Origin of the sequence: Paenibacillus sp. FSL H8-0283, from assembly GCF_045040675.1 — a bacterium.
In the GTDB taxonomy this organism is placed as follows: Bacteria; Bacillota; Bacilli; order Paenibacillales; family Paenibacillaceae; genus Paenibacillus; species Paenibacillus amylolyticus.
Window position 1 is genome coordinate 6,465,941 of record NZ_CP150295.1, and the last position, 23,807, is coordinate 6,489,747.

20 protein-coding genes are annotated in these 23,807 nt (G+C 49.6%); 8 read left to right on the forward strand and 12 right to left on the reverse strand.

The annotated features are described in order from the left end of the window. Window positions 1-212 precede the first annotated feature (212 nt). Window positions 213-1,157: a MerR family transcriptional regulator gene (locus tag MHI52_RS28475; protein WP_076319235.1), complete on the reverse strand. Its 945-nt coding sequence runs from the start codon at window positions 1,155-1,157 to the stop codon at window positions 213-215. A gap of 267 nt (window positions 1,158-1,424) precedes the next feature. Here MHI52_RS28475 and MHI52_RS28480 point away from each other — a divergent pair, with 267 nt between their 5' ends. The 8 genes from MHI52_RS28480 (at window position 1,425) to MHI52_RS28515 (ending at window position 11,140) form a co-directional block, all read left to right on the forward strand. Continuing rightward, window positions 1,425-2,900: a phospholipase D family protein gene (locus MHI52_RS28480; protein WP_405158039.1), complete on the forward strand. Its 1,476-nt coding sequence runs from the start codon at window positions 1,425-1,427 to the stop codon at window positions 2,898-2,900. Window positions 2,901-3,026: 126 nt separating this feature from the next. Continuing rightward, window positions 3,027-3,650, forward strand: a complete 624-nt coding sequence (locus tag MHI52_RS28485; protein WP_405158040.1) for a TetR/AcrR family transcriptional regulator — start codon at window positions 3,027-3,029, stop codon at window positions 3,648-3,650. Further along, the gene (locus MHI52_RS28490) at window positions 3,647-3,988 is read left to right on the forward strand and encodes a multidrug efflux SMR transporter (protein ID WP_017691902.1); all 342 of its coding nucleotides are present in this window, start codon (window positions 3,647-3,649) and stop codon (window positions 3,986-3,988) included. The genes MHI52_RS28485 and MHI52_RS28490 overlap by 4 nt, the downstream gene beginning before the upstream one ends. Further along, window positions 3,988-4,302 (forward strand): multidrug efflux SMR transporter, encoded by a 315-nt coding sequence (locus MHI52_RS28495; RefSeq protein WP_017691901.1) that lies wholly within the window; start codon window positions 3,988-3,990, stop codon window positions 4,300-4,302. The genes MHI52_RS28490 and MHI52_RS28495 overlap by 1 nt, the downstream gene beginning before the upstream one ends. A 271-nt stretch (window positions 4,303-4,573) precedes the next feature. Further along, complete coding sequence (locus MHI52_RS28500) at window positions 4,574-4,705, forward strand: hypothetical protein (protein ID WP_280523080.1); 132 nt, start codon at window positions 4,574-4,576, stop codon at window positions 4,703-4,705. A gap of 213 nt (window positions 4,706-4,918) precedes the next feature. Next, window positions 4,919-5,866 (forward strand): TetR/AcrR family transcriptional regulator, encoded by a 948-nt coding sequence (locus tag MHI52_RS28505; protein ID WP_036612627.1) that lies wholly within the window; start codon window positions 4,919-4,921, stop codon window positions 5,864-5,866. A 33-nt stretch (window positions 5,867-5,899) separates the two neighbouring features. Beyond that, the gene (locus MHI52_RS28510; protein WP_339284507.1) at window positions 5,900-9,124 is read left to right on the forward strand and encodes an efflux RND transporter permease subunit; all 3,225 of its coding nucleotides are present in this window, start codon (window positions 5,900-5,902) and stop codon (window positions 9,122-9,124) included. A 339-nt stretch (window positions 9,125-9,463) separates the two neighbouring features. After that, window positions 9,464-11,140, forward strand: coding sequence for a PucR family transcriptional regulator ligand-binding domain-containing protein (locus MHI52_RS28515; protein WP_308600310.1), 1,677 nt, complete (start codon window positions 9,464-9,466; stop codon window positions 11,138-11,140). A gap of 16 nt (window positions 11,141-11,156) precedes the next feature. Here the strand turns inward: MHI52_RS28515 and MHI52_RS28520 are convergent, their stop codons facing one another. The 11 genes from MHI52_RS28520 to MHI52_RS28570 all read right to left on the reverse strand — a co-directional run bounded on the left by MHI52_RS28520 (window position 11,157) and on the right by MHI52_RS28570 (window position 23,623). Further along, a complete protein-coding gene (locus tag MHI52_RS28520; RefSeq protein WP_047840726.1) occupies window positions 11,157-11,384 on the reverse strand; it encodes a hypothetical protein in 228 nt (75 codons plus the stop codon). Beyond that, window positions 11,384-12,829 (reverse strand): dihydropyrimidinase, encoded by a 1,446-nt coding sequence (gene hydA, locus MHI52_RS28525; protein ID WP_405158041.1) that lies wholly within the window; start codon window positions 12,827-12,829, stop codon window positions 11,384-11,386. The genes MHI52_RS28520 and hydA overlap by 1 nt, the downstream gene beginning before the upstream one ends. After that, a complete protein-coding gene (gene preA, locus MHI52_RS28530; protein ID WP_076319240.1) occupies window positions 12,826-14,121 on the reverse strand; it encodes an NAD-dependent dihydropyrimidine dehydrogenase subunit PreA in 1,296 nt (431 codons plus the stop codon). The genes hydA and preA overlap by 4 nt, the downstream gene beginning before the upstream one ends. A gap of 659 nt (window positions 14,122-14,780) precedes the next feature. Beyond that, window positions 14,781-16,148 (reverse strand): NAD(P)-dependent oxidoreductase, encoded by a 1,368-nt coding sequence (locus tag MHI52_RS28535; RefSeq protein WP_076253640.1) that lies wholly within the window; start codon window positions 16,146-16,148, stop codon window positions 14,781-14,783. 49 nt (window positions 16,149-16,197) lie between these two features. Then, window positions 16,198-17,079: a nitrilase-related carbon-nitrogen hydrolase gene (locus MHI52_RS28540; RefSeq protein ID WP_405130929.1), complete on the reverse strand. Its 882-nt coding sequence runs from the start codon at window positions 17,077-17,079 to the stop codon at window positions 16,198-16,200. Window positions 17,080-17,083: 4 nt separating this feature from the next. Continuing rightward, entirely contained in the window at window positions 17,084-18,373 is a 1,290-nt protein-coding gene (locus MHI52_RS28545; RefSeq protein WP_405158042.1) for a M20 family metallo-hydrolase, read from the reverse strand. A 97-nt stretch (window positions 18,374-18,470) separates the two neighbouring features. After that, window positions 18,471-19,844 carry an aspartate aminotransferase family protein gene (locus MHI52_RS28550; RefSeq protein WP_405158043.1) on the reverse strand — a complete coding sequence of 458 codons (1,374 nt, stop codon included), beginning with the start codon at window positions 19,842-19,844 and terminating at the stop codon, window positions 18,471-18,473. Window positions 19,845-19,865: 21 nt separating this feature from the next. After that, on the reverse strand, window positions 19,866-20,930 hold the full coding sequence (locus MHI52_RS28555) for an ABC transporter substrate-binding protein (RefSeq protein ID WP_405158044.1): 1,065 nt from the start codon (window positions 20,928-20,930) through the stop codon (window positions 19,866-19,868). 140 nt (window positions 20,931-21,070) lie between these two features. Next, entirely contained in the window at window positions 21,071-22,009 is a 939-nt protein-coding gene (locus MHI52_RS28560; RefSeq protein WP_405158045.1) for an ABC transporter permease, read from the reverse strand. Beyond that, window positions 22,006-22,818 (reverse strand): ABC transporter permease, encoded by an 813-nt coding sequence (locus tag MHI52_RS28565; protein ID WP_405158046.1) that lies wholly within the window; start codon window positions 22,816-22,818, stop codon window positions 22,006-22,008. Before MHI52_RS28565 ends, MHI52_RS28560 begins: the two co-directional genes overlap by 4 nt. Next, window positions 22,799-23,623 (reverse strand): ABC transporter ATP-binding protein, encoded by an 825-nt coding sequence (locus MHI52_RS28570; RefSeq protein WP_100528372.1) that lies wholly within the window; start codon window positions 23,621-23,623, stop codon window positions 22,799-22,801. Before MHI52_RS28570 ends, MHI52_RS28565 begins: the two co-directional genes overlap by 20 nt. Window positions 23,624-23,807: the final 184 nt, after the last annotated feature.

Consider the following 23,807-nt stretch of genomic DNA (forward strand, 5'->3'; position numbering starts at 1 on the left):
TATTATTAAACCGCCCAAGAACACTTTAAGCGGTAACTAGCAAAAACATTATACAAATATAATACAAATATTATACGAGCTTGTAAACCAAAAAATGACCCGTCGGTCAAATACCTGGTAATCCATTTATAAACACAAAAAACACCCTTTGATCACTTTCGTCAAAGGATGTCCTTTATACACTAACCTATTCATATCATTTGAGATTATGTTTAATTATTGGCTTGTCCAAACCGTGCACCAGGTGATCGCTCGGAGAGATATTCACGCTCCATCCACGACTGCCAGTCCGCAGAACTCTCCGGCATAATCCATTGCGGATAACGCGCATGCTCTGCACGCTCATAGCCTTTACCTCCAAGTACAAAGCGAATATGCGGGAACTCGTTCATAATCCGCTCGACGAGCTGATCACATTTAACAAGAAGCCCTGGACTTGTGATTGACAGGCAGACCAACTTGATCTTTTGCTCCCGAATAATCGGGAAGATGCCTTCTTCTGGCGTGTTCGCACCGAGATACAGTACTTCTGCTCCATTTTTACGCATAAAAAGAGAGAACAGCAGCAATCCGACCTGATGATGCTCCCCTTCCGGACACAACGCCAGAACTTTGGGCAGATGCGGATAGATCGGGAACAGATGGAAAAACTGATAAAACCGCTGTGATATCAGCTGTGTCATGAAGTGTTCCTGAGCCACCGAAGCCCTACCTTGCTCCCATGCATCTCCAACCCGAACCAGAATGGGCACCAACACATGATAGAACATCGAGTCATACCCATACATGGTGAACCCAAAATCAATCAAACCATTGGCACGTTCACCCTGAAAGTTGTAGAGCGAGTCATAGATCTGATCTGCCATGCGTGCGTAGGCTTCTTCCATCGTAGGCACCGGAGCCATGATCGGCGTGGGCACAGCCTCGGGCGGATTTAATTTGTTTACTTTCAACATCCGTACCGCTTCCGAAATATTGGTCTGATGTAGCTCAACCTGTTCTTTCAACCAGCGCAGATCCGCAACATTCTCTTCGGTATACATTCGATAACCCGATTCCGTCCGCTCAGGGGTGACCGCACTATACCGATTCTCCCAAGCCCGGAGCGTCACCGTCGGGATACCGAGCATGGCAGCGACTTGTTTGATGGAATACACCTTATTACCCACTTTCTTTCCTAAATGTCCAGATTTCAAAGGTTATATCATTGGTTCCCCGTCCTTGTCAGGCATATGAAAACCCTAACATTCTACAAAAATAATACACTCATTATACACAACGCTCAGACACCTGTCGATTGCATACTGCCAATTTTGCCATATGCATTTTACCGCTACATTCGTTATGCTAGCGGGTTCTCCTGCGTCAACGTTATCATCCGTGTGGTAATAGAAGTCAGCAAGTACAGAAGGGGGAGTCCACCGTTGGCCTCATTACGCCGCCATATATCAGACCGCAAATCTTCACGCGGCAAATTTCCATACATACGAACAGGACTTGTCCTATTGGTCCTATGGCTCATCGCCGTCATGCTCTATCAGACCTACAAACCATTACCAGCGGGCATTTCCTACGAAAGTCCGGAGTATCGTGTGGATCAAGTCGAGTTCCTGCACGACCTCACTTATCCTTCCTCCGACGGACAGATGCAGCATGAACAACAGATTTTCCAGCGCATGATGCAAATTGTGGAGGAAGCAGAGCAGTTTGTCCTGGTGGATATGTTCCTGTTCAATAATTATCAGCACAAGGGACAGAACTTTCCTCCCGTGAGTACTGAATTCACCGAAGCGCTGGTTACCAAAAAAAATCAGCATCCTGATATGGATATCTGGTTCATTACAGATGAAGTAAATACCAACTATAACTCAGCACCCAATCCGTTGCTGGAACAAATGAAACAAGCAGGCATTCATGTGGTCATCACGGATGTGGACCCTTTGCGTGATTCAACTCCAGTATACTCTGCGGTCTGGCGGACCTTCTTCCAATGGTTTGGGCAATCCGGAGATGGCTGGATCAAAAACCTGATGGCCACGGATGGTCCGGATGTAACGGTCCGTTCCTATCTCAAGCTGCTCAACGTGAAGGCCAATCATCGCAAAGTTGTTGTTAGTGAGAAGACAGCGATTGTCTCTTCTGGCAATATCCATGATGCGAGTGCCTATCACTCAAATATTGCATTTGAAGTAACAGGTCCAATCATTGGCGATATTCTTCAGTCCGAGCAAGCTGTTCTCGACATCTCAGGCGGAGGCAAGGTTCCTGCCTACACAGCTCCTTCCTCGAATTCAAACACGGGAGATATACGAATACGTTATTTAACTGAAGGCAAAGTGAATGACGCTGTACTCCATGAGATCAATCAGGCTGGCAAAGGTGACACCTTATGGATGGGCATGTTCTATGTGGCCTCTCCGAAAGTATTGGAAGCCCTGCTGGAAGCGGCAAAACGAGGAACCGAGATCCGGCTTGTACTAGATCCAAATGAAAATGCTTTTGGTCAGGAAAAGATCGGGATTCCGAACCGTCCTGTCGCCGCTGAATTGCATGATAAATCCGACGGTAAAATACAGATCCGCTGGTATAACACCACCAAGGAGCAATACCATACCAAGATGATCTATCTTGCCAAAGCAACCGGAGATCATATTGTCCTCGGGGGTTCAACCAATTTCACCCCCCGAAACATGAATGACTACAATCTGGAGAATGATCTATGGGTTGCTGCACCTCCAGACAATAAGTTCACACTCGATATCGCGAATTATTTTGAGCGCATATGGAATAATAATGATGCCGAGTTCACGTTAGACCTGGATGAGTTCCAGGAGAAGACTACGTTTTTGAAAGGTATCCTATATAAGCTGCAACTGATTCTGGGTCTTACGACCTTTTGATCAGAAACCACATCCATACCTGTTATATCCGCCTGTACTCTACTGTGCAGGCGGATATTTTCATCTTGACAGGTGATGTAAAGTGTGAAAATATAATTACCTAACGACCGTTAGGAAGGTGATTGAATGACTGCACAATCCATTCGGGATGCAGCCCTGTTCCATTTTGCCAGAGATGGCTATGAGGGAGCTTCTCTGAGAGCTATTGCTGATGAAGTCGGGATTAAAAAACCTTCCATATATGCGCATTTCAGCTGCAAGGATGACTTGTTTTTACACACACTGGACTTTGCATTTCACGAGGTAACACGGCACACACTGGAATATTTCCGTGATCATGCGGATCTGCCATTGGAGCAGAGGCTGAAAGGCTTGTTGATCTGGTTCGAACAAGAATACAATGCCCATGCTTCGGCTCGTTTGATGTTGCGTAATTGTTTTTACCCCCCCCTTTCTCTGTATGGCGAAGTGATGGATCAGGTGTATCCGTTTATCGATGGCATGGAACGTGCACTGAATCGTCTGCTACAACGGGCAATGCGTCATGGAGATATTCCGGCCATTCCCGCGGAACAGGCTGCCATTGCATTCATGACGTTTCTGGACGGTATTACCGTGGAAATTATCTATGGAAGTTCCCGTCGGTACAAGAGACGGTTGGAAGCAGCCTGGCCTGTATTTTGGCATGGCATTCATCATTTGAACGACGAGGCGCACAGCGTTGTGCCGGAAGGAGATTTAACAACATGAATCGCAACTGGTTATATGTATTTATCGGCGGAATTATTGAGATTGTCTGGGTAAGCGGGCTGAAACATGCCTCGAATGCCTGGGAGTGGACTTTAACGGGGATTGCCATCGTGATCAGCTTTGGACTGATCATTGCCGCTTCCAAAAGGCTACCTGTGGGTACGGTGTATGCCGTCTTTACGGGAATTGGTACGGCGGGTACCGTCCTTACGGAAATGGTATTGTTTGGTGAGCCGTTCCGCTTGGCCAAAGTATTGCTCATCGGGTTGCTGCTCTGCGGCGTAATTGGACTGAAGCTGGTAACGGATCAGCAAGAAGCCAAAGGAGGTGCAGTATAATGGCTTGGATGGCAATTGTAGGTGCAGGGATATGTGAAATTTTCGGCGTAATCGGTATTAATGGTGCTTCCACCAAAAAAGGATGGCCATACATCGTACTTATGCTGGTGTCGTTTGTGTTCAGCTTCTCGTTGTTGTCCTACGCCATGACGTCCATTCCGATGGGCACAGCATATGCCGTGTGGACGGGAATCGGGACGGTCGGCAGTACGTTAACAGGCATGTTCCTGTTCGGTGAACGGAAAGAAGCGAAGCGTATCCTGTTTATCGCGATGATTTTGGTGGCAGCCGTTGGTTTGAAACTGATCACATAATGGAACGAAATGAAGTTACACTTTATATCTCCGGTGATAGCATACGCTTCCGAAGAAGCTTTCTTACAGAAAGCTTTAAGGCGAACACTTCGTTTCTTCAAGTCAGTTCTGCAATCTCCGTTATCGTGTAATTCTTAGCTTCCATTATGATATCTATTAAATTCTGTAATATAAAAAAGACGACTTCGATCAGAAAGTCGTCTTTTTTGGGGAATGATATAAATAGGGAACCTCTTTATACTTTGCCACGTAAGAAAGGATGTCGTAAATCATGAAAAAGTTATTGGCACGCATGGGCTCTTATACAGGGTATACCCTTCTGATCGGCATGGCCATTTTCTATCTCATCGCTCTAGTCGCCATTATTATACTCGCCTTGTACGCCTTCACTGGAGGAAACTAACTTAAACGTTCTTGATACCTTATCCATATCGTACATACAAGCTACGCCTTGTTACTTGCCGTCTCTCCTTCCCTTTGATCAGCCACTTTTCCCCATATACATTTTCCAATTTACTCCCATTTGAATTCCTTTAACCAGATCGTTTATACTTATTTTGACCTTAAAGTCAATTCAAGAACTCACAAGTTCCCTGATGAGGTGAATGTATCTCTAATGAACCCTATACATGAGATGAATGAGAAGAAAAAGCTCATCATTACTACAGCACTCAAGTTATTCTCATCCAAAGGCAGTGCTGCAACATCCATGCAAGAGATTGCAGAATTATGCGGGATGTCCAAAGGTAGCCTCTACATCATGTTCAAATCCAAAGAGGAATTAGAAGCCAGTACTCTGGAGTACTGCATGTACACGCTCATGGACGAGATGACACAGATTGAGCATGAAACCAGCCTTACCTCGCGTGAACGTCTTCACAAGCAAATTGAGACACTGTTGATCCATGTTGCCGAGCTCAAGGAATTTTTGCGAGTACAGATGCGCAGCATGATGATGGATGATGAACAGCAACGCAAGGAACAATGCCATCCGCTGCAAAGAGATCTGGAAGTCCGTACCTTACATTGGTTTAAGGATAAGCTGGAGGAGCAGTACGGATCGGAGATTGAACCTTATACGATTGACCTTATTTTGCTGACACAGGGGCTATTCCTTTCCTACGTCAAGATCTGGTTTACAGAGATGCCGTCCCTTACTGTTACCAAAATGGCAACAAATTTACTGCAAATGATGGATTATGCAGCGCACGGATTCCTTAAGCAGCGACCTTTGCCTTTGATTCCTTTGGAGGACTGGCCTGCATGGATTACCGAACCCCATCCGGATTCCACGGTGATGCGGCATCCTATTCATATTATCAAGCAAATGCAGGATATTGCTGCCTCCGAATTGCCTGCTGGGCAACCAAAGAATGATGTACTTGAGACCATTGCCATTCTACGGCAGGAGATGATGGAATTCACACCGCGGCGTGCCATTATTCTGGGCATGATGCACAATCTGGAGAACGTAACTGCCATTCAATCTTTGCACTCCGAGCTTCAGCATATTCTGGATGCCATGTATAGCCGGTTCATCCAAGCTGACTCGTCACACACATAAACAGGAGAAACAGAGAGGAGAAGAAACCATCGTATGAAAGGTATTATTAATTTTTCACTGAACAACAAGTTTGCGATTTGGATTCTGACGATTATCATCTCTTTCGCAGGTTTGTACAGCGGATTGACGATGAAACAAGAGACAATTCCGAACATCAACGTACCGTTTCTGAATGTCACTGCCATTGATCCGGGGGCTGCACCGGAGGGAATTGTTGAGGATGTCACGAAGCCGCTGGAAGTAAAACTACGCAATGTAGATGGCGTGAAGACGGTGACCTCCACTTCCATGGAGAACGCAGCATCGATCACACTCGAATTTGATTATGGAACAGATCTGACCAACGCAACTGCAACCGTTCGTGAGGCACTGAATGAAGTTCAACTGCCTGACAGTGTGCAGAAGCCGACCATTTCCAAGTTCAGCATTAACTCTTTCCCGGTTGTATCTCTGAGCCTGTCCGACAAGGACGGCGGTGACCTGGAACAATTGACACGACTGGTTGAATCGGATATTCAGCCTGCACTCGAAGACATTGACGGTGTAGCTCAAGTTCAGGTGTCCGGTCAATATGTGAAAGAAGTTCAATTGAAGTTTAACCAAGCCAAAATGGCCGAGCTGGGCCTAACGGAAGATACGGTAAACGGCATCGTTCAAGGTTCATCCATTCGTGTGCCCCTTGGACTGTTTGAACTGGATAAATCCCAGAAAGCCGTTGTTGTAGATGGTAACATCATCGACATCGATGATCTGAAAAACCTTACCATTCCAGTTGTACCCGGCGGTGCCGGTGCTTCCGCAGGCAATGGTTCAAACGTAGCCCCACAAGGCTCTGGAGCACCAACTGGTGAAGCTGGTCAAGGTACCGCTCCAGGTGCTTCACAAGGAACGGACCAAGCCGCTGGTGGTAATGCCGGTGTAGGTAGCCCTTCAGGTGCTGCCAACGCAGCTGGTATCCCGACAGTGAAATTAAGTGAAATTGCCAAGATCGAAGTCATCGGTCAAGCGGAATCCATTTCCCGGACAGACGGCAAGGAATCGATTGGTATTTCCATTGTAAAATCCAACGATGCCAACACGGTTGATGTCGTTAACGCAGTCAAAGATAAAGCGGAAGAGTTGCAATCGCAGTTCAAAAATGCTGATTTGACTGTCCTGCTCGACCAAGGTAAACCGATTCAGGACTCGGTGAACACGATGTTGGGCAAAGCCATTTTTGGCGCTTTGTTTGCCATCCTGATCATCCTGCTCTTCCTGCGTAATATTCGTTCAACCATTATCTCCATTATCTCGATCCCGCTCTCCTTGCTCATGGCATTGACTGCGCTCAATATGATGGATATTACTCTGAACATGATGACGCTGGGTGCGATGACAGTTGCCATCGGACGGGTTGTCGATGACTCCATCGTTGTTATCGAGAACATCTACCGCAGATTAACACTCAAAGGTGAGAAACTGAAAGGCCGTGAACTGGTTCGTGAAGCAACGCGCGAGATGTTCATTCCAATTCTTTCTTCCACCATCGTAACGATTGCTGTATTCCTGCCACTGGCATTGGTAAGCGGTATGGTCGGTGAGTTATTCACGCCATTTGCACTGACCATGGTATTCGCTTTGCTGGCATCCCTGATCGTTGCCATTACCATTGTGCCGATGCTTGCGCACACCCTGTTCCGTGGAGGGTTGAAGAACAAACAGAATCACGAAGAAAAACCAGGCAAAATGGCGGAAGGTTACAAACGCCTGCTGAACTGGACTCTGTCACACAAACTCATCACGGTCAGTATTGCAGTGATCCTGCTGGTCGGCAGTTTGTTCCTGTACCCGTTCATCGGTGCAAGCTTCTTGCCTGAACAACAAGATAAATATGTGACCATTACGTACAGCCCACAAACAGGAGCTTTGCGTGAAGATGTAGAAAAAGAAGCACTTGTTGCCGAGAAGTGGTTGCTGGAACAACCGGGTCTGGAGAAAATGCAATATTCCATCGGCGGAAGTAATCCACTGAGCAGCATGGGTGGCGGTGGTTCCAACTCGGCTCTATTCTATATTGAATATAACGAAGACACGAAAGACTTTACCAAAGTGAAGGAACAGCTTGTAGAAGGTCTGAAGAAAGAAGTTACCGTAGGTACCTGGAATGAGCTCGACATGTCCGGCGGTCTGGGTGGTAGCGGCCTGAGTCTCTCCATCTATGGCGATAATGTAGAGCAACTCAAACCTGTATCGGATGAAATTCTGAAACTGGTTGAAGCGGATAAGGATAATTTTGAAAAAGCAGATACAACACTTGCTGACACCTACGGGCAGTATACGCTCGTGGCGGATCAGGAGAAATTAAGTTCCCTGGGCCTGACTGCAGGCCAACTGGCGATGACGCTGAGCCCGGCACGGGAACGTCCTGTGCTTACGGAAGTCGATATTGATAACAAAACGTACAAAGTATATGTAGAGACAGACAACAAATCATTCAGCAGCATTAAAGAGATTGAGGATGAAACCGTCACTTCACCGCTTGGCATTGAAGTACCAATCAAAGATGTTGCCAAAGTGGAAGAAGGTACGTCCCCGAACTCCATTATGCAAATTGATGGTAAAGTTGTTGTACAAGTTACAGCCAACATCCTGGCTTCGGATGTAACGAAAGCTTCGAGTAACCTACAGGCTGAGATCGACAAACTGGATCTGCCTGATGGCGTTGAAGTGAAGTTCGGCGGTACAACCGAACAGATTAATGATACCTTTACTCAACTGGGTCTCGCCATGCTGGCGGCCATCGCCATTGTATACTTCGTGCTCGTTGTTACATTCGGCGGCGGATTGGCACCATTCGCAATCCTGTTCTCCCTGCCATTTACGGTCATTGGTATTATGGTAGGTCTGTTCATCGCTGGTGGTACGCTCGACGTCTCCGCCATGATGGGTGGACTGATGCTCATCGGTATCGTGGTCACCAACGCTATCGTGTTGATCGACCGTGTTATTCACAAGGAAAAAGAGGGTATGCCTACCCGTGAAGCCTTGCTGGAAGCCGGTGCAACTCGTCTGCGTCCAATCCTGATGACCGCTCTCGCGACCATTGGTGCCCTGTTGCCGCTGGTAACGGGTCTCGAAGAGAGTGCGGGTATCATCTCCAAAGGACTCGGAATCACTGTAATCGGCGGTCTGATCAGCTCCACGCTGCTCACACTGGTTATCGTACCGATTGTGTATGAGTTCCTGATGAAATTTAAAAAGAAAAGAATCGAAGATTAAGAAGTCGTTGATTGTACTCATGTAACGGTTCGAGTACAACTTAAATACAGACTATAATATTAGCTTCTCGCCCCTTAGCGCATATTGGAATGATTGAATTCCGATGTGATGTTAAGGGGCTTTTTTTTATGTAATTCACACGAGACATAGACTGACATATAAATTCTTTATTTTAATCAAAATCACAAAAAGAACAGTCCCATTTGTCATTTGAAACAAATGAACGTTAGATTTCAGCCCATTGGCTGTAAATAGACTTATAATATGGATTAATTATGCAAGTTGACGGATTCCAGACTCCAGATAGATCACATGTGATTGGGGAAGGATGGTGGTTGTGTGGGGGAGACAACGCTTCATATTCAAGTCAGAGACATGTTAAAACGTCCTGTGTTTCGCAAGGCAGAAGTCCTGGCCAGTGATCGTGCGCTGGAGCGGTATGTTCGCTGGGTTCATATCATGGAGGTTCCCGAGGTGGGGGACTTGCTCAATGGCGGGGAATTGGTGCTGACAACAGGCATTGGCTGGCAGGAGGGTGAGCAGCAAGGCCTGTCTTTTCTGCGTCAGTTAATTGCACGTGGGGCTGCCGGACTCTGTATGGAACTGGGGGATCACACCAAGTTACAGCTCGGGGCTATGAAAGAAATTGCAGTAGCAGCTGATTTTCCGTTGATCTGGTTCCACGAACAAGTCCGTTATATCGATATTACGCAAGACCTGCATTTCACCCTGATTCGCAGTCATCAGCGAATGATCGCTGAACTCGATAGTCTCACCACCTCCTTTAACCAACTTCTTCTGAATGGAGATGGCGTACAACCTCTGCTTCGATTATTGTCACGAACAACCGGATGTGCCGTGGCGTTATATCCACTTGAAGGGGAAGCAAGTGCCGTTCCCTACTGCCCTCCAGAGCAGCTGGAGACTCGTCGGCAGGATTGGTTTTTGCAGCGGGAACATTTGGCGGGGGAGGATATTCCGAATTTAATGCAGCTGTCAGATAACACATTGGATGTGATCAGCATGCCTGTTCAGGCGTTGGACTACACCTTTGCCGACCTTGTGCTGATGCATCAAAAGCTGACGGATCAAGATTCAAGCATACCGATCAAACCTTCGGATGAATTCGTCATTCAGGCACTGGAACGATGCGCGGCCGCGATTGCTCAGGACTGGATGCGAACCAAATACATGGAAGAGAAACGCCGCTACAAAGAAGATATGTGGGTCATTGATTGGCTTAACGGATACCACTCCACGAAGGAAGTCCATGAATATATATCTACCGTTAATCCCCTTCTCGCAACGAGCAAAGCCACTATTATTTTATTCGACAGCAATCCAGCATACACAGATAGCATCAGACTTCAGAAGTTGTTGATCCAACGTAACATCGTCGCCCGGTCGGTATTTGCTCGGGAGAACTTCACCCTCTACAGCACCGTTCTGAACCACCAGATCATTCTTATCATTCTCGACCCACTACCTGGATCTCAGCGCAAAAGCAGTCTCTGGCGCTGCATCGAACAGCTACAGCAGCACGAGCAGGAACAGACCCACTGCCTCTTCTCAGGCTTGATCGGTATCAGTCATAACTGCACAGACCTCTCCCGTCTCAAGGATAGTCTGGAATCCGCGAAGGAGACACTGCGAATTCAGAAGGACATCGGTGTGATGCAGCAGCCCTTTTACAGTAATCTTCATTGTTACCGCATCATCGCTAGTATGAAGCAGAGTGGCAATCTGGATGATTTCATCGAAGAATATTTGGGGCCGCTCATTCGTTACGATGTGGAGAAAGGAGGTCAGTTGCTGCGGACCCTCAAGCGATATTTGGTCCTGTGCTGCTCCAAGCAAGAGACGGCCACCGCTCTATATATCGTCAGACAGACACTGTATCACCGTTTGGACAAAATCGAAGCCCTTTTGGGAGAAGACTATATCCTCCCCGAGAAAAGGGTCGCGATCGAACTTGCCATCTACGCTTATGAGTACGTACACGGCCCGATCGCATGAAGAGCTTCAGTATGGTCTACGCTCCCCGTTGCTCCTGAAGCTGGCGAATCAGGATGTGACTGAACCACTTCCGTCCAGACGCCGTGCCTACGTATTGCTCTTGTTTCTCTTCGGGAAGATCCGGGTGCCCCCATATGACGTGAGCACCCTCCAGATGTTCCCGTACCGCATAGATCCGATAACCCTGTGCAACCATTCGCTCTATGGCAATCCTCTCGGTCTCAAACACATCATGATCCGACATCAGCTTCTCCCTCCATTCACTGCCGTCACAGGATGTTTCATCGGTATGAGCGCGCCTGCATCATACTTGTTGCGCTTCACATATTGGCCTGCCCCTGCTGTTCCGGTATACTGCCGATCTCGAATGACATACTCCCCGCGGCACAACACCGTCACCGGACATCCCTGTACCTGCATACCTTCAAATGCACTGTAATCCACGTTCATATGATGCGTATCTGCCGAGATCACCCTGTTTACAGAGGGGTCAAAAATAACGATATCCGCGTCTGTCCCGACAGCGAGAGTCCCTTTCTGCGGAAATAGTCCAAATAACTTGCTCGCTCTTGTCGAACATAGATCAACCCACTGATTCAGTGTGATCCTTCCTTTGACTACACCTTCGGAATACAGAATGCTGAGACGATCTTCGATGACAGGCCCCCCGTTAGGAATTTTGCTAAAATCATCTTTGCCCAAGTCCTTCTGCCCTTTGAAATTAAACGAGCAATGATCGGAGCCAATCGTCTGCAACTGACCACTTTTCAATGCATTCCACAGCACTTCCTGATGTGCTGCTTCCCGCAGCGGAGGTGACCAAACATACTTTGCACCCTCAAAGTCCGGCTGATCCATGATCGATTGATCCAGTGTCAAATACTGAGGACAGGTCTCCCCCCAGATCCGGTAGCCCATTTCACGCATACGCGCAATTTGCTCCACTGCTTCCGCACAGGTCACGTGCACCACATACAGCTGTGAATCCGCAAGTGCAGCCAGACGCGCCGCACGCCCTGTTGCTTCTCCCTCCAGCATGGATGGACGAGTCAGCGCATGATGAATCGGCTCCGTGCGCCCTTCGGCGAGCGCCTGTCGAACCAGCAGGTCAATGACATCCCCGTTCTCGGCATGAACCATGACGAGTGCGCCGTACTCTTTTGCCTTTTGCAACGTCTGGAAGAGAATCCCGTCATCCGCCTGAAACTGGTTTTTATACGCCATGAACACCTTGAAGGATGACACACCCTCTTCTTCAATGATCTGCGGCAGCTCTTCTAACACCTGATCATTCATCTCGCCGATCATGAGATGGAAACCGTAGTCGATGGCGGCTTTACCCTCGGCTTTGGCATGCCACTCCTGGAGAGATTCGATTAATGGACGGCCTTTTTGTGTCAGACAAAAATCAATGATCGTTGTTGTACCACCAAAGGCTGCCGCTGTCGTTCCCGTCGCAAAATCATCCGCCGTTACCGTTCCACCGAAGGGCATATCTAGATGCGTATGCGGATCGATCCCGCCCGGAATGACGTAACAGCCCGCTGCATCCACAACCTCCGTTCGTTCGTCAGGCATCAGTCCGATGCCAATCTGTGTGATTTTACCCTTTTCGATCAAAATATCTGCTTCAAAGGTATCTGACGCTGTGACCAACACACCGTTACGAATCAATTTGCGGGTACTCATGATATCGCCTCCTTGGTTGATTGATCTCTAACCGATTGCAACATCGCAATCGCAGACTGACGTTCATTCCAGGTTACAGGTTCCTGCTCAGGCACAAGCTCAACCATCTCAATCGCCCCATCCACCGGACAAACAATCGAACACAGATTACAGCCAACACAGTCCTCTTCCACCACTTCCAGATAGGAGCCGGACGGGTCGGTCAACATATCAATACACTGATGCGAGGTGTCCTCACAAGCAATATGGCATTTGTTGCAATTGATGCAGACATCGCGGTTGATGCGGGCGACCACTTTGTAGTTCAGATCGAGATTGCCCCAATCCGAGTAACGTGGAACCGTCTGACCTACCAGTTCTGCTACACTGCTCAGACCCTTTTCATCCAAGTAATCATTCAGCCCATCAATCATGTCCTCCACAATGCGAAATCCATGATGCATCGCTGCGGTACATACTTGGACCCCTGTAGCGCCCATGAGCAGAAACTCTGCGGTATCCCGCCAATCAGATATGCCGCCTATGCCAGAGATTGGCACACCCACCTCCGGATTACGTGCACACTCCGCAACCATGTTCAGTGCAATTGGCTTCACAGCTGGGCCACAGTATCCACCATGCGCTCCTTTGCCGCCCACATGGGGCACGGTATTCCACGAATCCAGATCCACACCTGCCAGGGAGTTAATTGTATTGATCAGGGAGATCGCATCCGCGCCACCTCGTACAGCTGCCCGGGCTGTCGCCGTAATATCCGTGATATTCGGCGTGAGCTTCACAATCACCGGTGTGGTCGCCACTTCCTTCACCCACATCGTCTGGAGTTCGACCAGGTCAGGTTGCTGACCAGAGGCAGCTCCCATACCACGTTCGGCCATGCCATGTGGGCAGCCAAAGTTCAGCTCCAGGCCATCGACGCCAACAGCCTCCACCTTTTTGACAATCTCATGCCACTTCTCCCGCGTAGGTTCCACCATCAGTGAAGCTATAACCGCACGGTCCGGGAAGCGTTTCTTGGTCTCGGCAATCTCCCGCAGATTCACTTCCAGTGGACGATCGGATATCAATTCAATATTGTTAAACCCCGCCACCCGTTGCCCACCAAAATGGACCGCCGCGAAACGGGAGGATGTATTGATAATCGGCTCACCCAGTGTCTTCCACACCGCGCCACCCCAGCCCGCTTCGAACGCACGCTGAACCTGATATCCCGTATTGGTTGGTGGTGCAGAAGCCAGCCAGAATGGATTGGGTGATCGAATACCTGCCAGATTAATGGATAAGTCAGCCATAACGATCCCTCCTTGGTGTTGTTTGAACTTACTATATAAGTTGAACTAAAGATTATTTACACTGACACTACGATGACAGAATAACCTTCCAATCGCTGTTATCCCCAGATTTTTTTGATTCCCTTTTCCGAAAGGGAAAATCCGGGGATAAAGGCGAACGCTTTGCTTTTTCAGGTTTTTTCTGTCCTCTCCGTTATCGTGTAAATGATTAGTTCAACTTATATAGTTACACTGGAATATTTGGTCATGCTCAGGATCTCTGCGTAGTAATGGTGTTTCTGGATAGCACCTAAATTCTAACGAACTGTACAGCTCTTATTGGGCTCATTAGCGGCACTTTCAAAATCTAACGAATCGTAAAAGTCTTATTTGGCTGTAGTAGCTCATTTCGGCTTCATTTCAACAGGTGTTCGTCAACATAAGACGTGTGAGATTCGTTAGATTTTCCAATCCTCGGTAATTGCCACTATAAGGTGTGTAGGGTTCGTTAGCGTGTCAGGTACACGAGAATTTGATGTACCCACACTTCTTGCTCAGATCTGATCTACACCTATATCACTCTAGCAGTCCCTTGCGCCCTCCCACCCGTAATCACTCCTTACACCCTTCCATTCCACGGTTTCCGTGTACTCTCCACTTTCCCTTGTCTCCCTCGCTGCTCACGCCGTCTCTTCCACCTGTCCAGGTAATGCCTTCATGACTGCGGCGGCAGCCAGCTTACCCTGCTGTGCAGCCGAGACAACCATCGCCTCACCCTGGCCCTGACCAAAAATGACATCTCCTGCCGCATAGATCTGAGGATGCGAGGTACGATACGTATGCGGTTCGATCTCAACGACGCCCCATTGGTGACGCAGCCCAAACGTTTCGATTAATGGTAATAACCGATGCTGCCCAATCGCCCGGATGACCGTATCACATTCAATCATGAACTCCGATCCCTCCACAGGCACGGGCAACGCACGCCCACCACCAGGCGGGGTAATTAGCTCCATTTTCACGCATTCCACAGCTTGAACCCGACCGTTCTCGTCTCCAATGATACGCTGCGGCAGGGTAAACCAGCGGAACTCCACACCCTCCTGCTTGGCAAACGTATATTCAAACGCATACGCCGTCATCTGGCTTTCCCCGCGCCGATATAACATCTGCACCCACTCGGCACCAAGACGTACCGAACAGGTTGCTGCATCTATCGCCGTATTACCCGCGCCAATAACGGCGACCTTCAGACCATTCAAAGCGGGTGGAACACCTTGCTTGGTAGACTCCACCAGTTCAATCGCATCATAGACACCTTCGAGTGTCTCCCCTTCAATGCCCAGCATAGGTACTGAACCCATGCCACAGGCTAGAATGACCGCTTCATGCTGCTCCAGCAACTGCGAAGCAGGGATATCCACACCGATACGCACCCCATAACGGATCTGTACACCAAGTGCCTCCACCTGCTCCACTTCCCATAGCGCAACCGATTCGGGCAAACGGAAGGATACGATGCCGTACGTGTTCAGCCCCCCGCCTTTGGGTTTTGCTTCATAGATCGTCACCTCATATCCTGCACGCCCCAGTTCACGTGCTGCCGACAGTCCTGCTGGCCCCGCTCCCACAACAGCAACGGTTCTCCCATTGGCAGGTGCTGCCTGGAATAACGGCTCATTCTTCGCCCGCGCCCAGTCGGTGGCGTAACGCTGCAAGTCACCAATGCGAATCGGCTTCGACGATTCGTTCAGCACACATGCGCCTTCACACAATTCCTCTGTGGGACAGACACGTGCGCAGCTGGCTCCAACCGGATTTGCATCCATGATGGTGCGGGCCGATCCTTTCAGGTGCCCTGTTGATATTTTGCTAATAAAAGAAGGGATATTAATGTCGGTTGGACAGGCTTTGATACAAGGTGCATCGTAACAGTACAGACAGCGGTTTGACTCCTCCATCGCTTCCCTTCCTGTCATGGCGGGTTTCATCTCGGCAAAACGACTCTCCCACCCATAATCGGATAACGTTGTTCCTGAGCTGTTCATCAATGTCATGCACCTCCTGAAGTTTGATCCGCGCAGCTTCCAGCTACTTTTACAGACTAACCAGATGTTCGTACGTTTCCGGCCTGCGATCGCGGTAGAACTGCCACACATTACGCACCTCACGAATCATCTCCGTATCCATCTCGCCAATGACGACCTCATCCTGATCCCGGCTGCCGATCGCTACCATTCTGCCTCGCGGGTCCACCAAGTACGACTGTCCATAAAATTCACCCATATTCCATGGCGCTTCCACGCCAACCCGGTTGATGGCCGCTACATAATAGCCGTTAGCTACCGCGTGAGCAGGCTGTTCCAGTTTCCACAGATATTCCGATGTACCCGCAACCGTAGCGGACGGATTGAAAACAATCTCCGCCCCCGCCAACCCGAGCAATCGTGCGCCTTCCGGAAAATGACGATCATAACAGATGTACACGCCGACTCTAGCGTAGGCCGTATCAAATACCGGAAACCCAAGGTTACCTGGTTTGAAATAATACTTTTCCCAGAACCCATTCGTGCCCTCACCTGCTTCCACATGCGGGATATGATGTTTGCGGTATTTGCCCAGATACGTACCATCCGCATCTATAACGGCTGCCGTATTGTAATACGAAGCAATTCCCTCCACCTCGTATACAGGTAAAATAATCACCACCGCAAGCTCCTTTGCCAGCTCCTGAAAACGTCTGGTCGTCGGTCCTTCCGGCACCGGTTCAGCGGATGCATACCATTTGGGATTCTGCTCTGTGCAAAAGTACGGCCCATAGAATACTTCCTGCAATCCGATGATCTTGGCCCCTCGTGCAGCAGCTTCACGGACCAGCGCAATGTGTTTCTGAACCGCAGCTTCTTTGTGTACCTCAACGGGAGCCGAACCTTCAATCTCATGGGAAGCCTGGATTAATCCGATGCTGATTTTGCCCATAACGTCACAACGCCTCCTCAGGTAAAATGATTGGTTGGTTCATTCCACTGCACATCCTCCGAATGGTGCGATACAATACTTCCGTTCCGAGTCCAATATCCTCCGGGGAGGAATATTCGCTGGGATGATGACTGATGCCGTCCTTGCTGCGGACAAAGATCATGCCATAATCACACACAAGCGAAAGGGCCAACGCATCATGGAACGGACCACTCATCAGTTCTGGCAAAGTAACCCCGATCTCTTCCGCGGATGAACGAATCACCGACTTGATTGGCTCTGCACAATACCGCGGCTCACTATTCGTATCCTCTGTCAGCGAGTAGGTTAGACCATATCGGAAACTCACGTCATCCAAAATGTTCATTAATCGGGCTTCAAGCCGGTTCCTGCGCTCCATCTCCATGTCTCGTAAATCAACCGTGAAGCTGACTTCCTCCGGAATGATGTTCCGTGAGTCTGGAAACACCCTCAAACTTCCCACCGTACCTACGGTTGGGGCTTCCGGGTCTTCTCTCACCATATCGTCAAAAGCCGCAATGACTTTGGCGCTGCCTACCAGAGCATCATGCCGCATTCCCATCGGAACGGAGCCGGCATGACCCGCCATGCCTTTCATCGTCACCGTAAACCACAACGGACCCGAGATGCCCGTCACCAGACCTACTGGTGCATTCAACGCTTCCAGCACCGGCCCCTGCTCAATGTGCAGCTCCAGATAACTGCCTATGGAACCTGTCGGGTAGATCGCTTCTTCAAAATCCGAAGGAGAACAGCCGAAGGCTTCCAGCGCCTCTCGGCGAGTCACTCCGTTTTTATCCTGCCGCTCCAGTTCGCCTTCTTCCAACTGACCGGTTATACCACGTGAGCCAAACAGGCCTTTGTTAAAACGGGAACCTTCTTCATCGCAAAAGGCAATTACCTCAATTGGCATATGGGGCTGAATGCCATTTTCAATCAGGCACTGCACGGCTTCGAGTGCACCGAGCACACCAATCGCTCCATCATATCGACCGCCATACGGCTGAGAGTCGATGTGGGAACCAATCATGAGGATTGGCAACGACTGATCCGCACCTTCCAGACGACCTATCAGATTACCGAAGGGATCAAGTCGTGTCGTCAGACCGGCATTTTCCATCCAGAGACGAACTTGTATGATGCCATCCATATCTTCCGGGGTCAGGGCAAGTCGGCAAACACCCGTCTCCGCGATTCGGCCAATCTGTGACAACTGCTCAATTCGCTCATTCAGCCGAAGCTGATTAATGACTTTGCCTGTTGTGGTCTGCATCCTTCCTCGCCTCCTTGCGCTTATTTTCGCGTAATGATATGAAAATTTTCATTTTGCTTGCTAAACCGTAAACGCCTGTCGTACCTGTGTATGGCAACTAACCTGCGACCAGACTACGTAGCGCAATGAGCAAACTTCCAGCGATCAGATCCAACTCATCCTCGGTGGTGACAAATGGTGGGGAAATCGTCAATATGTTCGCAAACCCCGGCACGGTATCGCCGTTCTTGCCAATCAAGATGCCATCCCTTTTACAACTGGCGAGTACCTTCATTACTTTGTCCGCCTCCGCAGGAGATCCGTCTGCTTCAATCAATTCAATGCCACAGGCGAATCCGAATGAACGGATATCCCCCACAATGGACAGCTCCAGTAGTGGCTCCAGCTTCTCACGAAGCAGGTATCCCAGTTCTTCCGCCCGGCTGACCAGATTCTCTCGTTCCAGAATCTCCAGATTTGCCAGTGCCACCCGGCAGGACACCGGATTTCCGCCAAATGTATTCACATGGCGAAAATGGGCATCCGGTCCGGGTTCGCGGAACGTGTCATACAGATCGGCTCGCACGGCCGTTGCCGATAGCGGCGAATAGGCACTGGTCATGCCTTTTGCCATCGTCACAATATCTGGCTGTACACCATAGTTCTGATGACCAAACTTCTGCCCAGAGCGACCAAAACCGCAGATTACCTCATCCACAATGAGCAGCACGCCATAGCGCTGACAGATCTCTTGCACGGTACGCATATAATCCGGCGGGGGCACAATCATGCCGCCTCCTGTAATCACTGGCTCCATAATTACTGCGGCAACCGTCTCAGGACCTTCCCAACGAATCACCTCTTCATAGATGGTTGCACATTCGAGTCCGCATCCATCCTTGTTTCGTCCAAACGGACAGCGGTAACAATACGGTGGTGGAACATGAGAGAAACCTACGCCGAGTGGCTCGTATTTGATCTTGCGAGCGGCTTGCCCGGTGGCGCCCAGTGCGCCCATGGAGTTGCCGTGATACGCACGGTGACGGGAGATGAATTTATGCCGTGTAGGCTCACCATTCTGATGGTGATACTGACGGGCTATTTTGAAAGCCACCTCATTCGCATCTGAACCTGAGTTGGAGAAGAATATTCGATACTCCCCCTCCAGCCATTCATTCAGCTTCTCCGCCAGCAAAATCGCCGGTTCATGACTCTGCGTCATCGGTACATAAGCGAGTGCTTTCATCTGTTCGTAGGCACTCCTCGCGATCTCCTCCCGGCCATGGCCCACATTCACACACCACAGTCCCGACATCGCATCCAGATAACGTGTACCATCCTGATCGGTGATCCAACTGCCCTCCCCACTTACCGCAATCATTGGATGATCGTTATGAGGCGAGATGTGATGCCACACGTATTTGCGATCCTTCTCCAGCCATTCTTCCTTCGTACCGCCAAGCGGCTGAGGCTGCTGATCTACAGAACTCATTCGTCATCCTCCTCCACACGCTTATTTCACAGCTTCTTCATAGATACTCTTCTCCAGCGCTTCATCCAGGTTGGCGGCTTTTTTGATCAAGCCATAGTTCAGTGCAATATCTGCAGTTCGGGCAAAAGACTCATCCACAAAACTGCCGACTTGCTGCTCCGTAAATCCTTCCGGGCGAATTAGCTTTGCAATCTCTTCCAGCATTGTTACCTGATGCTCACGAGTGGTGCTACCATCCGTCACATTACTCATCACGATATCCACCGTCTCATCCTGTTGATCAATGGCGTAGTTCCAGCCTTTCAAAATGGCACGAGTCACTTTAACCGCAAGCTCACGGTTGCTGTCTACCCAATCTTTCTTGGCAATCAGCGTATCCTCTAGCATGCCAACACCGGCATCTTCAATGTTGAACACATCCAGATCGGATTCTTTCATTCCACTTTCCAGCACCACGTGATATTCGTTATAGATTGTTGCCGTCGCCACATCTACCTGATCATTGAAAAACTGATCCATCGTGAACCCCTGCTTCACCAGTTCAATATCTTTCTTCGGATCTAGGCCATTCTTCTCCATGAACGCGAGCACCTGAAACTGCTGACTGCCAAACCAGGTACTGACCTTCTTACCTTTCATCTGAGCCGGATCAGTAATGCCTAGGGACTTCTTGGCAATCAAACGATAACTGCTCTTCTGCGAGATCTGAGCGAGCGAGACGAGCGGCAGGCCATTATCCCGGCTGACTAACAGACTGTCTACTCCCGTGATCCCCACATCGGCCGCGCCATTGACCACCTGCTGCTCAATCACGATATCCGGGCCACCCGGAATAATCTCGGCATCAATGCCTTCATCTGCAAAAAAACCTTTTTCCTTCGCTGCATAGATCCCGGCAAATTGCGCCTGCGGCACCCATTTCAGCTGAATTTTCACTTTGGTTAACGGTTGATCTGCTTCTCCCGTCCCTCCTGAACTCGCAGCGGCAGGTTCAGCCGCCGGCTCGGACTTCGTAGAACATGCGCTCAGCATCATAACAACCAACAGGACCAATACCAGCAAACCCGGCTTCAACGTTTTGTACATGTACAGAACAACCCCCTGTTTATATACGATTTATCAAGCATCAGTCCGTGTTCAAAAAGTCTGCTTTTCAGTACCGTGGACTTTTTGAACAACCTCTATCAGGTATTAATATCTATGGATGGTTGATACCCTGATGTAAGTTATGGATTTATGCGTGCACGATTCCACGGAATGAGTCGTTTTTCTGCCAAGACAACTGCTTCATACAGCACAATACCGAGCGCGGCGGCGATGACAATACAGGACCAGGCCAAGGGCATGTTTGCCAGTCGAATCTGATCCGAGAGCAAGTACCCCAGCCCCTGGGAGGCGATGAAAAATTCACCCACAATGGCCCCGATAATACTGGTCGACATGTTGATCTTCAGACCGGCAAAGAGGGAGGGCAACGCGTGAGGCAGTCTCAGTTTCCAAAAAAACTGCATCCTGCTCGCGGCAAGGCCACTCAGCAAATCACTGTACTGCGGCTGAATGGAAGTCAGGCCTTTGAACAGGCTGACGGCCATGGCGGCCATTGTAATCACCGTGACAACAGCAATACGGGACCAGATCCCATCACCGAACCAATTATTCATAATCGGGGCAAGGGCCACGATCGGAACAGCATTAAGTGCAGACAGAACCGTAACCGCGGCCCTGCCGCTTGTTGGAAAGAACGATGCACCCGCTGCCGCCAGAGCACCCAACAATGAACCGAGCAAAAAACCTCCCAGCATTTCGGTTCCGCTGTACATCGCATATCGAAAGAGCATATTGGCATTTTCCTGAATGGATGCCGCAATGGCGGAAGGCACGGGCAGTTGGTAGCTTTCCAACGAAAATATCCAATGAAACACCCTGAGCTGCCAGAGGGCGAGAAACAACACACCCGCACCCCAAGGAAGCATACTCAGTACAATTGAGCGCCTGCGAACGCTGGTACCCAATCTGGCCTTTTCGGCTTGTCCCTGTTGTCCGTGAATTTCTGATCCTGGAGCAGATGTTATCTGTGAACCCGTGAGGGGCGTAGCCGCGCCAGTTACAGCAGCAATAGCCACACCTTCATCACGCTTCCGTTGCAAAACTCTACCTTCACTCATGTGGCATCGCCTCCTTTCGCCCTGAATTCAGGCTGCCAAGGGGTTAGCCAACGTTCAGCCAGACTGATGGCCAGATACGAGATCAGGCCAATGCCAATACTAAGCATGATGGTGGCCCAGAACATGCCAACTTGGGCATGGCCGTAATATAACGAACTGACCATCAGGACGCCGAGCCCGTCGGGGGCGCCCATCAATTCCACAACGATGGAGGAGGTCACCGCCAGCGGAGCGGCTATTTTCATACCAGAAAATAGTCCCGGCAGTGCTGAGGGTAGCAGACATTTGATATATCGTGCAGTCAGTGAAGCTCCACAGGAACGCATCAGTTCCAGATGCTCTGGTGCTGCACTTTTCAATCCTTTCAACGTATGGATGATGATCGGGAAGAAAGTGACATACGCGGCCATAACAATTCGGGCCCACTCCGCATTGTGGATGATCCCGTACACAATTGGTGCGAGACCAATAACCGGAACCATCTGTGAGGAGACAACATATGGAGATAACGTGCGCTCTAGCCAGACGGCCCCGCTCATGAGTAGAGCCAGACCCAGACCAAGCAACGTTCCCCCTCCAAAACCAATGGCTGCATTGCCAAACGTGACAGCCCCCTGCTCTGCGAGCGTACTCGAGTAACGAAACAAGGCTGCAAGGACTTCGTGCAGATAAGGAAGGCGAGACGCCGCCTGCTGAGGTGACAGGAACAGTTGGAGCATCCAGGCGATTCCTTCCCATAGCACCAATATGGCCATAATCCAGATAACAACCCAGGATCGATATCCCGGTTTAAAGAACCGCAGGGACATGAGATTCATCACGCTCCTCGTAGAAGCAGTTGCGAATGGTTGTGATCATGTGGTAGAAGGCTTCCGTTTCTCTCAGTTCACTATGACGTTCGGAAGGCAGATTGACGGAATGAATGGAATGTACTTGCCCCGGATGTGCCGAGAGCACGATGATCCGGTCGGACAGAAATACGGCTTCGGGGATGCTGTGTGTGACAAAGAGGAAGGTCTTGCCTGTTGAGCGCTTGATCTCAAGCAGCTCCAATTGAAGCTTTTCTTTCGTGAATTCGTCCAAGGCAGAGAAGGGTTCATCCATGAGCAGCAATGGCGGATCAAGTGCAAGTGCACGTGCAATGGATACACGTTGCTGCATCCCACCACTGAGCTGCCATGGATAATGGTCTGCGAAGCGGGTTAACCCCACCATTTCAAGTAGTTCACCGCTAATGCGGCGGCACTCCTTCCGGCGGGTACCCAGCAGTTCCAAGGGCAATTCCACATTGTGACGAACGGTGCGCCAATCGAACAAGGCGGGTGTTTGGAAAACGATGCCGAACTGTCGCTGTAGCCGAGCCCGCTCAGGCTCCTGACCTGCAATGCGTACGGTGCCTGAGGTAGGTTGAAGTAGATCACCCACCAGCCGGAGCAAGGTCGACTTGCCACAGCCGGAAGGGCCCAGCAGAGAGACAAACTCATTGGACTGGATCTGGAATGTAACATCCGACAAGGCAGTCACTTGTTGTGTACCTGTACCAAAAACAACGGACACATGATCTACATCAATATGGCAGGCTTCGGGGACTGTGGCTGAGGATATGGAGGACATGGGCATTCTCCTTTGTGGGAAGTTGTTTTCATTGCACACCAAGGCTGAATGGGAGGTTTATATACACAAACGTAACAGCTTTTGCTTGTTAGATAATACTATATCGCTTTGGGCGGGGATTACATTATACAGTGTGTTTTGAGTATGGGCCTGTTCATGTTACACAATGTAAAATGAGACGGAT